Annotated in this window: 9 protein-coding genes and 1 pseudogene; 5 read left to right on the top strand and 5 right to left on the bottom strand. The window is 65.5% G+C overall.

Annotated elements, in window-relative coordinates:
• The 4 genes from IE243_RS20820 to IE243_RS20805 form a co-directional block, all read right to left on the bottom strand.
• The coding region (locus tag IE243_RS20820) for a trypsin-like serine protease (protein WP_210319931.1) at positions 1-2,160 on the bottom strand (2,160 nt) is incomplete at its 3' end.
• Positions 2,161-2,714: 554 nt separating this feature from the next.
• Complete coding sequence (locus tag IE243_RS20815) at positions 2,715-4,226, bottom strand: acyl-CoA carboxylase subunit beta (RefSeq protein ID WP_191321234.1); 1,512 nt, start codon at positions 4,224-4,226, stop codon at positions 2,715-2,717.
• 128 nt (positions 4,227-4,354) lie between these two features.
• Positions 4,355-5,974: an AMP-binding protein gene (locus tag IE243_RS20810; protein ID WP_191321233.1), complete on the bottom strand. Its 1,620-nt coding sequence runs from the start codon at positions 5,972-5,974 to the stop codon at positions 4,355-4,357.
• Positions 5,975-6,083: 109 nt separating this feature from the next.
• Complete coding sequence (locus IE243_RS20805) at positions 6,084-6,683, bottom strand: TetR/AcrR family transcriptional regulator (RefSeq protein WP_191321232.1); 600 nt, start codon at positions 6,681-6,683, stop codon at positions 6,084-6,086.
• Between the two features lie 346 nt (positions 6,684-7,029).
• Between IE243_RS20805 and IE243_RS20800 the strand changes: the two genes are divergently transcribed.
• The 4 genes from IE243_RS20800 to IE243_RS20785 all read left to right on the top strand — a co-directional run bounded on the left by IE243_RS20800 (position 7,030) and on the right by IE243_RS20785 (position 12,024).
• A complete protein-coding gene (locus tag IE243_RS20800; RefSeq protein WP_191321231.1) occupies positions 7,030-8,271 on the top strand; it encodes an ABC transporter substrate-binding protein in 1,242 nt (413 codons plus the stop codon).
• 233 nt (positions 8,272-8,504) lie between these two features.
• Positions 8,505-9,383 (top strand): branched-chain amino acid ABC transporter permease, encoded by an 879-nt coding sequence (locus tag IE243_RS20795; protein ID WP_191321230.1) that lies wholly within the window; start codon positions 8,505-8,507, stop codon positions 9,381-9,383.
• 2 nt (positions 9,384-9,385) lie between these two features.
• A complete protein-coding gene (locus IE243_RS20790) occupies positions 9,386-11,272 on the top strand; it encodes a branched-chain amino acid ABC transporter ATP-binding protein/permease (RefSeq protein WP_191321229.1) in 1,887 nt (628 codons plus the stop codon).
• 2 nt (positions 11,273-11,274) lie between these two features.
• Positions 11,275-12,024 carry an ABC transporter ATP-binding protein gene (locus tag IE243_RS20785; RefSeq protein ID WP_308432091.1) on the top strand — a complete coding sequence of 250 codons (750 nt, stop codon included), beginning with the start codon at positions 11,275-11,277 and terminating at the stop codon, positions 12,022-12,024.
• 300 nt (positions 12,025-12,324) lie between these two features.
• Here the strand turns inward: IE243_RS20785 and IE243_RS20780 are convergent, their stop codons facing one another.
• The gene (locus IE243_RS20780) at positions 12,325-12,765 is read right to left on the bottom strand and encodes an EamA family transporter (RefSeq protein ID WP_191321228.1); all 441 of its coding nucleotides are present in this window, start codon (positions 12,763-12,765) and stop codon (positions 12,325-12,327) included.
• A 574-nt stretch (positions 12,766-13,339) separates the two neighbouring features.
• Here IE243_RS20780 and IE243_RS23625 point away from each other — a divergent pair.
• Positions 13,340-13,468 (top strand): annotated as a pseudogene (locus tag IE243_RS23625) (porin); the annotation flags it as partial.

Below are 13,468 nucleotides of genomic sequence, written 5' to 3'. Positions count from 1 at the left end.
GCCATTGAGGGCGTTGAGGTTTGAGAAGCCGGGGGCGACGCTGCCGCCGAGGCTGCCGAGCCGCTCGAAGATGGCGGCTGAGGTGAGGCGCGAGGTGACGATGCCGAATCCGGTCTGGGTATGGAAGCCGGATGGCGGCAGGGCGAGCAGGGCGCGGCTCAGGGTTTCGGCGTCCATGGTGTTGAGGCTGGCGACGGCCAGCGCCGGCGTCGACGGGAAGGGGACGTCGCCAATCCGCACCGCCTCAGCGGCGGCATAAGCCTCGTCCAGGGGAATCCGGTTGGCGATAATTGTCAGCGCGCGCGCCGATCCGTGGGCGTTCAACACCTCATAGCGCGGCGCGATGGGGAGCCACTCCGGCTGTCCGGGCTCTGCCGGGTTCCCTGGCTCTCCCGGTTTTCCCGGTTCCCCAGGGTGGACGGGATTGGTCGGCTCCACATCATCTGTGTAGTCAACGTGGTCGGCGACGACGACAATGCTGTTGCCGACGACATGCGTTGTCCAGGCGAAGGCAGGCAGGTTGACGTCAATGGCGGAGAAGCCGCCAGACAGGCTCCCGGCTTGCAGCACAGTGAACTGCTGGGTTCTTGCCGGAGCATGCGTCAGCACGGCGACGGACAGATTGCCGGCGAGGTTCGCCTGCCCGGTCACCACCAGCCTGTCCGATCCAGCGTGTTCATCGACGCGCACGGCGAGCGTTCCCGCGGCCTCCTGGAAGTAATCGCCCTGGATGGTCAACTGGCCGAGTGCGCCGGAGTATCCGGGGGAGAGGACGCCGCCCTTCTGGACGAAGCCGCCATGGGCGATAATCACGCCCGTGCCCGACACCCGGCCATTGTACTGGGTGAAACCAGCGTATTTGTTGTTGGGATCAGGGTCGATGAAACGGCCGGTTTCCAGCACGCCGTCGACACGGACGTGGCCGTTCTGCAGCAAGCTTTGCAACTCGACGCTGAGCTGCTGGCCAGTCTGAATCTCCAGCTTCGCGTCGGCGTTGGCGATGACCAGCCGGTCGATGACGGGCGCGTTATCAACGAAAACGTGCGAAGCGTTGGAGAGGAAAACTTCGTAGTAGCGGCCGGCATCTCCGTGGGACTGGCTATATGGGGCTCCGTCACGGTTGTAGGGCGCTGTGCCTGCAGGATTGCCCCCATCCGTCCAGGCGGCGGGGTCGCTCCATGCCCAGGTTCCCGGGTTCGCCGTGATGTAGCGGAGCGGATTGCTGGCGTCGATCCAGCCTCGGTTGAACGGAATCTCCGGGTACCTGGCGCTCGATCCGTAGCCTGCGCCACCCGCGCTCATTACGCCGATTTGCGCCAGTGAACCATCCGGCATCACCATGAACATGGGGCCGCCGCTATCGCCGGACTCAGGCGCAGACTGCCATTCCGGCACCGGCGCAGTCTGGTTGTACAGGTTGTGAGCCGCGGGATTGGCGGGGTCACGAAACTCGACCTGGACAAGAACATCCCCCAGAATGTTGGGACCCGTGGTTCCCACCGTTGTGTCGCCAACCCGGCGACGCAGGTCAGTTTGCGGAACTCCCGAAGCCACGCCATATCGGCCATATCCGGCGATGCGGACCAGCGTTCCCGGAGCGGGGAGCGCCTCGCCCGGTTGCAGCAGCCTGACAGGCGCAACATTGGTGACCGGGGTCTTCATGGCCACCAGCGCAACGTCGTTTGGATCTGCGGCAAAGAGCGCGTGACCAAAAAGCGGATTGACCGCAAACCCGGCGACTGCCCGGTCGCTGGTCGAGGCGTTCACCGCATCGGGCGCAAATTTGATCTCGCGATCCAACGCAAGATAAAGAGCCTGCGTCGTTTTGTTATAGAAGCAGTGGGCGGCGGAAAGTACGGTCCGGTGATTGAGAAGCGTTCCCGTACATAAGGTTCCGTTGGTCTTGTCGAAGACTGCAACGACATTCGGATAGGCGTTCCCCGCGTCATACCATTCGTGAACTTTTTCGGTGGGCGCGCCCGCGCCTGGCAGGTTGGCCGCCGCCACATCGTTCAGCACGATAGCGACCGCGGGCAGGGGCGCAAAGGCCAGCATGCCGGCCATCGCCATGAGCGCGATCCGAGAGGCGCCATACGACCATTGGCGCGACGCCCGGTCAGAGACTTTGTGCGTGTTGACGGCGGTGCTGTGTATGCGCATCGATCATCCCAAAATGACTCGCGTTATCTTTCGGCATCATTGTATTCGTAAAATTATATTTTTAAATATGCTCAGTAATTAATGTATTACCGTGGTAAATATACATAAGCGCTGATGATTGTTGCCCATATGTCTGGCGTTTTCTGCGCCATTTCATCGGGATTGTTCTTGATATTCAGGCTATTGGCGCGGTGGGGCCTGCGCCGGAGCCTGGGCGCGCCCGGTTGGGGAACGCGCCCATAGCTGGCGGGTCGCATGGTTGACGGCGAAACGTGGTGAGCCTGGCGCAATGCAGGTTGGGCAGGTCCGTCCGGCGATGGCGTTGCAGGATGCGGACGCGCCGCCTTCCCGATCCGGCGGCAAGTGCTTCTGCCAGGTGGAAGGCGGGGTGGTCAGGATTTCCCAAGTACAGAAAGATTATATGTAAGATAAAAATGCAGCGCGCATGGCAACGGGCGCGCGTGCAGAAAATATGTGCGACAGGGCGGGCGCAGTCATGTCAGCGCGCTCCTGGCGCGCTGAACATGTTCATGCGGCGTGGCGGGCCGGGTTCCTCAGAACGGCTCGATGATCCGCTTGCGGCTGGTCCGTGGCGGCGGGGGCGGCAGCTTATCTAGCGTGCGCAGCAGAATGGCGCGGGTTTCGGCGGGATCGATCACATCGTCATAGATGAAGCGCGCCGCGCATTCGATGGCGGTGTTGGCTTCCTTCATCTCCGCTGTGAGCGCGGCGTGGCGCGCCGCCCGTTCGGCAGGGTCGGCGATGGCCTCCAGCTCCTTGCCGTGGATGATGGTGACGGCGCCTTCCAGCCCCATGCCGCCATATTCGGCGGTGGGCCAGGCCAGCAGGATCTCCGGATCGAGCGGCCGCGACCCCATGATGTAGTAACCAAGGCCATAGGCCTTGCGCAGCACCACGGTCATCACCGGAATGGTGGCGTTGGCCAGCGCGGTCAGCACGCGGGCGCTGTGGCGCATCAGCCCGGTGCGCTCGACCTCCGGCCCCACCATCAGGCCGGGGGTGTCGCACAGCACCAGCAGCGGAATGTCGAAGGCGTCGCAGATCTGCACGAACCGCGCCATCTTCAGGCAGGCGGGCGTATCCATGGCTCCGGCCAGGAACATCGGCTGGTTGGCGATGACGCCGACCGGGCGACCGTTCAGGCGAATGAATGAAGTGACCGCCGCCTTGCCGTAGCCGGCCTTGATTTCCAGCACGCTGCCTTCGTCGGCCAGGGTCTCGATGACCTTGCGCACATTGTAGGCGCGGCGCGGGTTCTCCGGCACGATGTCGCGCAGCGGGGCCTGATCGCGCGCCTTGCCCGGCGCGGCCGAGGGCGATCCCGGCGGATCGAAATAGGCCAGATATTTTTTGGCGACGGCGATCGCCTCTTCTTCGTTGTCCACCAGCACGTCGATGACGCCGGAGGCCCAGTGCGCGTCGGCCGGGCCAATTTCCTCTGGCGTGAAGCGCTTGCCCAGCGCCGCCTCCACCAGCGGTGGCCCGGCGAGGCCCATGGCGGAATCGCGCGTCGCCACCAGCAGGTCGCACATGCCGGCGAGGTTGGCGTGGCCGGCGAAGGCGCGCCCTGGCACGATGCCGATGGTCGGGACCAGTCCGGACAGGCGGGCGAAGACCACGAAGGTGGGCGTCGAGGGCCGTGCGACCACATGCATGTCGTGCGGCCGGGCGCCGCCGCCGTCCAGCCAGCAGATCACCGGCAGCCGGCGCTTTTCCGCATGCTCGAACATGCGGGTGATCTTGGTGTGGTTGAGGGCGCTCTGCGCCCCGCCATAGACCGTGAAATCATAGCCGACGAAATCGACGGCGCGTCCGCCGACCCGGGCCGCGCCCATCACCAGGCCGTCGGCGGCGCCCTCCATGCCGTCGATCGCCGGCCGGACGAGGCCGCCATATTCGGTGAAGCTGTCCGCGTCGGCCAGGGCGGCGAGGGCCTCGCGCACCGTCCATTTGCCGCGTTTGCGTTGTCTGGCGACAGCGGCGGGACGGGCGCCGTCGAGACGTCCAGCCTGCATGGAGACAAGGTTTTCGAGATCCTGACGCACACTGTTGCTCCGTCGGATATGGCGGCCGGATCGCGGCGCGGCCATGAGGTTTCGGGCGAAGCAGCCCTGCTTCGCGCATGACATGCCGGGGATGGGCCAGAAGCCCGGCTCGCCCGGACTGGCGTGGTTCAGGCGATATTGAGTTTGGCGCTGCCCAGTTTCTCGCGTTTCAGGCGGATGCCGGCGGCTTCCCGGTCCCAGGCGTCGGCGGTCAGCCCCTGTTCGCGCAGGATGTACTTCTCCACCTTCTGCGTCGGGGTGCGCGGCAGTTCGGGCATCTGGCGGATGTAGCGCGGCGTCATGAAATGCGGCAGCCGCCGGGTCAGGAACGCGGTCAGCTCCTCCATGTCGATCTGCGCCCCCTCCACCGGGGCGATGATCGCCATCACCTCGTCCTCGCCGAATTCCGACGGCACGCCGATGACCGCCGCCTCGCGAATCTGCGGATGGGCCAGCAGTTCCGACTCGACCTCGAAGGACGAGATGTTCTCGCCGCGCCGGCGCAGGGCGTCCTTCTTGCGGTCGACGAAGAAGAAGTTGCCATCGACGTCGCGACGGAAGGCGTCGCCTGTGTGGAACCAGCCGTTGCGCCACGCCTTCGCCGTTGCTTCGGGGTTGCGGTTGTAGCCGTGGTTGAGCGCCCAGGGGATATCGGAGCGCACCAGCAGTTCGCCGACCTCGCCGACAGCGACCTCCACGTCATTGTCGTCGACGATGCGGGCGTGGAAGCCCTCGCGCACGCGGCCGCAGGTTTTGGCGACGGTCGGGTTGGCCTCCGAGACGATGGGGCAGGAGATCTCGGTCATGTTGAACACGGTGTAGATGTCGACGCCGAAGCGGCGGGTAAATTCCGGCGCGTCCTCGCTCAGCGGCACCATCACCGCCTGGCGCAAGGTGTGGTCGCGGTCGCGCGGGGAGGGCGGCTCTTTCAACAGGAACGGCACCATGGCGCCCAGCAGCGTCATGGTGGTGCAGCCGGTGCGGCGGATCGTGTCCCAGAAGGTGCGGGTGTCGAAGGCCTCGACAATGGCCACCGAGCCGCCATTGAGCAGCATGCGGTTGACCGCATTGGTGCCGCCCACGTGGAACAGCGGCAGATTGACCATGGCGCGATCGTTCGCCGTGACGTTGTCCAACGCCTCGCACATGCAGGCGGCGTGGCGGTAGGACGACAGCACCCCTTTGGACGGCCCGGTGGTGCCCGAGGTGTAGATGATCGACTGGGTGTCCCACGGCATGATTGGCCGCGACGGCTCGCCGGGCTCGCCTTCGGCGCGGGAGAGGACCGTTTCTGGCAGGATTTCAAGGCCAGGAATGCTCAACGGCTGGTCGCCGACGGTAATCAGCGTCTTCAGGTCGGCCAGTTCGACATCGGCCAGCCGCCCGGCCAGCTGGCTGTCAGCCACCATCAGTCGCGCGCCGGAATTGGCGATGACATGGGCAAGCACGCCGCCTCGATAACTGATGTTCACCGGCACATAGACAGCGCCCAGGTAGTTCAGCGCGAACCACACGGCGATGGCGTGCGGACCGTTGGGCAGCCACGACAGCACGTGGTCGCCCTGGGAGACGCCCAGCGCCGTGAAGCCGGCGGCGAAGCGCCGGACGATCTGCCGGGTTTCGCCCCACGTCCAGCTGCTGTCGTCAGCGAACAGGGCGAATGTCCGCCCGGGCTGGTTGTCCGCATGCCGGTCGAGCACATAGCGCAGCACGCAATTGCCCGAATCCCGCTGGGTCGCGATGTCCATGGTCCGTTTCCTCAAACGATGTTTTTGTGGGCCGGGGCGCTGATTGGCCCGCGCGCCAGCCCGGTTGGGCCGCCGCCAGTATTCTGGTCGGCGGAAAAAGGGAGGCCCGTCAGGGGGGCGGCGCCTCCTTGCAAGGGGCGCTCCCGCCGCCGGCGCGGGCGATCGCCGCCGTCGCCATCTCCTGCATCAACGGAGAAAGCGCGCGCAGATCTGTCGCGCCCTCTGTCAGCACCCATTCAACGAAGACGCCGCGAACCATGGCGACAATCACCGCCGCCAGCTTTTCACAGTCCGCGTCCGGCGCGATTTCGCCGGCGTCGCGCGCTTCTTCCAGGTGATTCTGGAAGCCAGCGGCAAAGGTCCGCATCAGCGCCTGCATGCGCGGGCGCAGTTCGGTGACGCCAAAGGCGGCGTCCACATAAAGATAGTGCACGAACCGGGCGCCGACCGGGCTTTTCAGGCCGCCCTCGACGTGGGCGGCGATGCGCGCCCGCACCGCCGCGAGGCCGCGCAGATCCCGCACCTGCATGGGCGCCTGTTCAGCGAACCATGCGTCGGCGGAATCAATCATGGCGTTGAGCAGGCCCAGCTTGCTGCCGAAGCGTTCAACCGGCAGGCCGCGACTGTAACCGGCAGCGACGCCCACATCCGCCAGCGTGGTGCGCGCCACGCCTTTTTCCGCGATCAGCCCCATGGCGGCGACAATCATCCGCCGGTCAGAAATCTGGCGCCGCTCGGCGCGGCTACGCGTGGATCTGGCTGTAACAGACGGGCGATGCAATGGAATTCCGTTCCTGAAAAAAATCCCGAACGCCAGTTTCTACCACTTGCTGGCTGACTAGCAAGTGTTACCATGCCGCCAATAAACGACAGAAGGCCGGATACGCGCCGCAGCACGCAACCGATCTTCAGAATGCACTAGGAAACGCCAGGACGACGGCAGCGGACGTTGGGTCAATACACAGGGCCCGACATGGCCGTATCGTCTCCAGAAAAAAACCAGAGGGCGCGATTGTCCGGGCAGGACCCGTCGTCGTGCTTCGGAGGGATCGCCAATGAGTCGCACAGACCGGACCATCCTCACCGCCGCCGGGTCCATTGACCGGCGCAGCTTTCTTCAACTCGCCGGACTGGCGGCGGCCGCCTCGGCGTTTGGGACGGGACTGGCCGGCGGCGCGGCCGCTGCCGAGCCGTTCCGGATCGGCTGGGTGCGGCCGACCACCGGGCGGCTGGTCACGTCGTTCAACCCGCTCTACATGGGCGGCGTCATGGCGGTGGAGGAAATCAACGCCGCCGGCGGCATCCTCGGCCGCAAGATCGAGCGGGTGGAGGAGGACGACGAAGCGCTGCCGTCAAAAGAGCCGGGCATCGTCCGCAAGCTGCGCGGCGCGGGCATCAACTTTGTCGTCGGGCCGACGGGTTCGTCCCAGTCCCTGTCCTCCATCGCCGCCACCACCGCGGCGAAGATGATCCAGGCGACCTATGCGGCCGCGGCGGAGGCCGGCGACGGCAAGCGCTACCCCTACCATTACCAGTTGCTGTTCAATACCGACCAGCAGGCCGAGATCTGCGTTGACTACATGCTGAAGAAGCAGGGGCTGAAAAAGATCGGCATCCTGCAGGAGAACACCGCCTTCGGCGAGCAGGCGACCGCCTCGACCGTGAAATATCTGAAAAAAGCCGGCGTCGAGCCTGCGTCTGTCCAGGTCTATCCGATCAATGCGCCGGATCTCGCCGCATACGTATCAAACCTGCAGAAAGCCGGCGTCGACGGGGTGATCGCCTGGATCGCCAACATTCCCAATGCGGCGATGATCTTCAACACCATGAAATCGCTCAACTGGTTCCCGCCGGTCACCGGCCACAGCGGCCTGTTCCTGCCGTCGCTGTTCGAACTGGTGTCGCCGGAGGCCGTGAAGAACGTTTACGGCACCTACTACAAATCCTTTACCTGGAACGCCACCGAGCAACCCGGCGAGCGCCAGGTGGCCTTCGCGAAAAAGCTCGCGGAGTTGCCCGGCGCGAAGAATAACGAAGTCAATATCGCCGCCAGCCCGTATTACGATTTCATCCATCTGCTGAAGCACGTCATCGAGCAGACGAAAAGCTTCGAGGTGGAGGACATCAGGAGGGCCCTCGACAGCACCCGCGACTATCCGGGCCTGCTCGGCAAGCTGTCGTTCACGCCGGAAAATCACAGCGGCATCGCCCTGGCCGACATCACCCTGGCCTCGGTCAGTTCCGGCGTCGACAAGCGCGCCATGGGCTGCATGCGCGAACGCGCGCCGGGCCTCTGATCACCGTCTCCCCCACAGGACGACAACCGCAACGGGAGCGCTTTCCGGCCAGACCAAACCGTTGGCCGATCAGAAGGCGCTCAGGACTGGAAAAACTGGAGCGGCTTCCGGTCCACACGGGTCGGCGCCAGCTCCAGGGGGCGCTTGCGCGGGCCCGGCGTCACGATGGCAGGCTGTCATTGCGCCAGGCCGTCCCCGCTCAGGGCCCGCGGCAACGCACAGGTGCTGGATCCATGGACATCGACATCCTCGCCAGAGGTCTGGTCGCGGGCAGCCTTTATGCGCTGGTGGCGGTCAGCTTCAACATCCTCTACCGGCCGACCAACGTCTTCAACTTCGCCCAGGGCGAACTGGTGATGCTGGGCGCCATGGTCTTCGCCAGCCTGGCCACCGTGCTCGGCTGGCCATGGTACGCGGCGCTGATCGTCACGCTGCTCGGCGTCGGCCTGCTGACGCTGCTGATCGATGTTGTGGCGGTGGCGCCGGTGCTGGCCCGCTCGCAGCACGGCACGGGCTGGGTCATCACCACCCTGGCCGCCTCGCTCATCATCGCCAATGGCGTCAACCGCATCTGGGGGCCGGATCCGATCGTGGTGCGTCCCCCGGCGCCGCTGACCACGGACACCTTCAGCCTCGCCGGCATGACGGTGAGCGCTTACCAGATTTTTCTGGTGCTGCTGACCATCGTGCTGGTGCTGGCCATTGAGCAGGTTTACCGCACCCGCCAGGGCAAGGCCGTCCTGGCCGTGGCCGAGGATCGCGAAGCGGCGTTGTTGCGTGGCGTCAATCCGCTGCGGCTCAGCCACTGGTCGTTCTTTCTCGGCGGCGCTTTCGCCGGCCTGACCGGCGTGCTCGCCGCGCCCGTGCTCTACGCCTCCACCGGCCTTGGCCCGGCGTTGCTGCTGAAAGGCTTCGCCGCCGCCGCCGTCGGCTCCATCGGCAACAATCGCGGCGCGCTGATCGCCGGCTATTTGATTGGCGTGACGGAGGCGCTTGGGGCGTCGCTGCTGTCGCCGGGCTATCAGGAGGCGGTGGTGTTCCTGCTGGTGCTGTGCGTGCTGCTTATCTGGCCGCACGGGCTGTTCGGCCGTCCCTTCGCGAGGACGGTGTGACCATGGCTGCTTCCGTTGCAAAATCCCGGAGCCTGCCGGGTCTGCTGGCGCAGGCGGCCCTGGTCGTCCTCGTCCTCGCCCTGCCGCTGGCGCTTGATCCCAATGGCTACGCCCTGTTCGTCGCCACCCAGCTCGGCGTTTTCGTCATCGCCGCCATTGGCCTGAACCTGCTGGCCGGCTACGCGGGTCAGGTGTCGCTGGGCCATGGCGCCTTCATCGCCATCGGCGCCTACGCCACGGCGCTGCTCACGGTGGACCACGGCTGGTCGTTCTGGCTGGCGGCGCTGGCCGGCGTGGTGCTCTCGGCGCTGATGGGCGTGCTGATGGCGCTGCCGTCGTTCCGCCTCTCCACCTGGTATTTCGCATTCATCACCCTGGCTTTCGCCCAGGTGTTCGAGAAGATGATCGTGGAATGGCGTGGCCTGACCAAGGGGTTCGCTGGCGTCGTCGGCGTGCAGCCGCCATCCGTGTTTGGCCATGTGCTCGATCCAGCGGGCGTCTACTGGCTTGTGGCCGTCATCGCCATCATCGGTTTCTGGCTGGTGAACAATCTCATCCGCTCGCGCTTCGGTCGCGGCTTTGTCGCCGTGCGCGACGCGCCCGCCGCCGCCCAGGCCGCGGGGGCCTCGCCGGCGCGGCTGAAGATGCTGGCCTTTGTCATCGCCGCCTGTTTCGCCGGCGTCGCCGGCGCCTTCTTCGCCGTGCAGAAGACAGTGGTGACGCCGGACGATTTCACCGCCGAATTCTCCATTTTCTTCCTGCTGACCGTGGTGCTTGGCGGTCTTGGAACCCGCTGGGGGCCGGTGGTCGGCGCCCTGGTGTTCTTCCTTGTCCCGGAACTGCTCACCGGCCTCGAAAGCTGGCGCATGATGGTCTACGGCGCGGCGTTGCTGGCGCTGATGCTGTTCGCACCCCATGGCCTCGTTGGCGCCGCGCGCAGCCTGTTCGATCGCTTGCGGCCGAAGCAGACGGAGCCGGCGGCGCAGCCGGCGGAGACTGTTCCGCCCGAAGCCGCCCACGTGGAGCGGCCCGCCATCAGCGGTCTTGCGCTGGAGGTGAAGGACCTGCGCAAGAGCTTCGGCGGCGTTGTCGCCCTTGGCGGCGTTGACCTGTCCGTGCGGCCTGGAACCTGCGCGGCCATTGTCGGCCCCAACGGCTCCGGCAAGACGACGTTGCTCAACGTGGTCGGCGCCTACTACCGGCGCGACGCCGGCCAGGTGCTGCTGGGCGGGCGTGAGACAAAGGGCCTTTCCCCCCAGCAGATCGCTGGCGAAGGACTGGGCCGCACGTTCCAGACGCCGCGCCTGCTGGGCGAGCTGACGGTGCTGGACAACGTGCTGCTCGGCGCCTACCGGCGCGAGCGGGCCTCGCTTGCCGGAACGATGCTGCGACTGCCAGCCGCTGCCTCCGAGACCGCGCGACTGCGGGCGGAGGCAATGGAGCTGCTCGCCTTCGTCGGCGTCGCCGACAGGGCGGACGATCTGGCCAGCGAAACTCCGCATGGCCATCAGCGTCTGGTGGAAATCGCCCGCGCCCTGATGGGCGGCGCCAGGCTGATCATGCTCGACGAGCCGGCGGCGGGTCTGTCGATGACCGAGCTGGATCGTCTCGAACAGCTGATCCGGCGCATTCTCGCCCTTGGCGCGACGGTGGTCATCGTCGAGCACCATCTCGACCTGGTCGCGAGCATCGCCAGCCATGTGACGGTGCTGGATCGCGGCGTCGTGCTGGCCTCGGGCGCGCCTCAGGCTGTGTTCGCCGACGCAACCGTGATGGCCGCCTATATGGGGGAGCGCGCCCTCAACGAGCAGGCGCCGGGCCAGGCTGCAGATGATGCGGCGACGGGCGACGTTTCGCGGCCGCGCCCGGCCCCGGTGGAAGGAGCATGACCATGACCATGGCTTCGAACCCCGGCCAGACCGGCGAACTGTTGCTGTCAGTCGAGAATGTCGATGTCGGCTATGGCCATGTCGGCGTGCTGGAGGGGGTGTCGCTGTCGGTGCGGCGCGGCTCCATCGCCGCCCTGGTTGGTCGCAACGGCGCCGGCAAATCGACCCTGTTGCGCGCTATCTCGGGGCTGCTGACGCCCTCGCGCGGCCGGATTGTTTTCAACGGCCGCACGATCAGCCGCGACAAACCGCATGTGATCGTCGGGGCAGGGCTGCTGCATGTGGCCGAGGGACGGCGGCTGTTCCGCGCCCAGAGCGTCGACGATAATCTGGAGCTTGGCGTCTATGGCCTGAAGCTGGATGCGGCGGACTATCGCCGTCGTCTGGCGCGGGTCCATGAACTGTTTCCCGTTCTGGAGGAAAAGCGCGGCTTGCCGGCTGGCGCGCTCTCCGGCGGCCAGCAGCAGATGCTTGCCATCGGCCAGGCCATGATGCGCGAGCCGGTGCTGCTGATGCTGGACGAACCGTCGCTCGGCCTGTCGCCGCTGCTGGTCGACCAGGTGTTCGCCGCGATCATGGCGCTGCAACAGGCGGGCACGACGATCCTGCTGGTTGAGCAACTGGTCGAGCGGGCGCTTGAGATCGCCAGTGAGGCGTGGGTCCTGCAGAACGGCCGCATGATCGCCAGCGGCCCCGCAGCCCAGATCTCCGCCAGCGACGAACTCCGCGCCGCCTATATGGCGGCGCGTTGAGGTGATGCGCTAAAAAATTATTTATATCAAATGGATGCGGCGGCGCATTGATTCAATTTCTTCGCGTCGCGCGTTCAGCCCCAGCTTGCCCTGAGGCGCGCGGATCTCGTTGCAGATCCTGCGCCCCACCGGCCGGGTCCCCCTGTCTTTCGGCGAAGGGACGCTGGCGGAGCCTGACGCCGCATGGCGCTTCCCGCCAGGAAAGCCGTTATGTCGATCCGGGCGTTGGGGCGGCGGAGGCGACGGCGCCCGCGCGTATGACGGGGTCTGCGCGTATGACGGGTTCTGCGCGACCTGGCGTCATTTCAGTGTGGTGAGCACCACGCCAACGGCGATCAGCACGACGCCGAGCGCCGCCTTCGCTGAAATGCGCTCGCCCAGGAAACTGATGGCGAACAACGTCGTAAGCACGACGCTCAGCTTGTCGACCGGCGCCACCTGCGAGGCGGGCCCCAGTTTCAGCGCCCGGAAATAGCACAGCCACGACAGACCCGTCGCCACGCCGGAAAGCGCAAGGAACGCCCATGTTTTCGGCGGAATTCCTGTGGGCGCGCGCCACTGTCCGGTCACCGTCACCAGCATGGCGGCGACGGCGAGGATCACGACGGTGCGGATAAATGTTGCAAGGTCGGCGTTGATGTCGCTGACGCCGACCTTGGCGAGAATGGCGGTCAGCGCCGCGAACACCGCCGACAGCAGCGCCCAGAACTGCCAGGACGTGACCTGAAAAAACACCTGCATGAGAAAGCCTCCAGATCCTGCGGCGCCACTGGACTGGCCGCCCGCCGTCGGCAACGCGCATCCCCCAAAAACGTGGCGCCGCGCAACATCGCTGGTTCTGTCGTGGCGGCGCTGCAAAAAAAAAAGCGGAAACGCGCCGACATGGCGTCATGAAACTGCAAAGGAATGCGGGTAAAGCGCCAAATTTTGTCGCGGTAATCGATCAAATTGAATCAATCGGCTGATTCATCGGCGAATTGCGAGATAACACCCTCCGACCGGTCGGAGAACGTTAACGAGTGCTGAATAACAGGTGGTTACAGGAGCCATCCGGGGGCAAATTCGTGTCATTTGCGCCACAATGGCGCCCAAAAGGCCTCTGGAATGAAGGCTCGGCTGGAGTTCTGGTTGATCGGACCGTCTGCAACGATAATGTGACCGCCAGTGGGAAGTTCCCATCGTGCGGTCGCTTCGTAACAGCAAGGTTTCCTGGCGTTGCGAAGCCTGCGGATGGGAGAAATGAGGGGGAGCCGGACAAGTCCGTCGGGCGGTCTGGCGTTTCGTTTCCCATGGGGTCTCAAATCTGGAGGTTAACATGAAGCTCGCAAAGAGCCTTCTCCTCGGTTCCGCAGCCGGTTTCCTGGCTGTTGCCGGGGCACAGGCAGCGGATCTTCCGATGACGAAGTCCGCTCCGGTTGAATATGTAAAGGTTTGCGCGACGCAC

The sequence above is a fragment of the Camelimonas fluminis genome, assembly GCF_014656355.1.
Lineage (GTDB): Bacteria > Pseudomonadota > Alphaproteobacteria > Rhizobiales > Beijerinckiaceae > Camelimonas > Camelimonas fluminis.
This window is presented reverse-complemented; position numbering and strand designations above follow the sequence as displayed.

What these genes read in the sequence shown, in the direction of transcription:
- IE243_RS20810 (WP_191321233.1), bottom strand. Translation starts at nt 5,974, where the DNA reads ATGGACATCGCGACCCAGCGGGATTCGGGCAATTGCGTGCTGCGCTAT.
- IE243_RS20805 (WP_191321232.1), bottom strand. Translation starts at nt 6,683, where the DNA reads ATGATTGTCGCCGCCATGGGGCTGATCGCGGAAAAAGGCGTGGCGCGC.
- IE243_RS20800 (WP_191321231.1), top strand. Translation starts at nt 7,030, where the DNA reads ATGAGTCGCACAGACCGGACCATCCTCACCGCCGCCGGGTCCATTGAC.
- IE243_RS20795 (WP_191321230.1), top strand. Translation starts at nt 8,505, where the DNA reads ATGGACATCGACATCCTCGCCAGAGGTCTGGTCGCGGGCAGCCTTTAT.
- IE243_RS20790 (WP_191321229.1), top strand. Translation starts at nt 9,386, where the DNA reads ATGGCTGCTTCCGTTGCAAAATCCCGGAGCCTGCCGGGTCTGCTGGCG.
- IE243_RS20785 (WP_308432091.1), top strand. Translation starts at nt 11,275, where the DNA reads ATGACCATGGCTTCGAACCCCGGCCAGACCGGCGAACTGTTGCTGTCA.
- IE243_RS20780 (WP_191321228.1), bottom strand. Translation starts at nt 12,765, where the DNA reads ATGCAGGTGTTTTTTCAGGTCACGTCCTGGCAGTTCTGGGCGCTGCTG.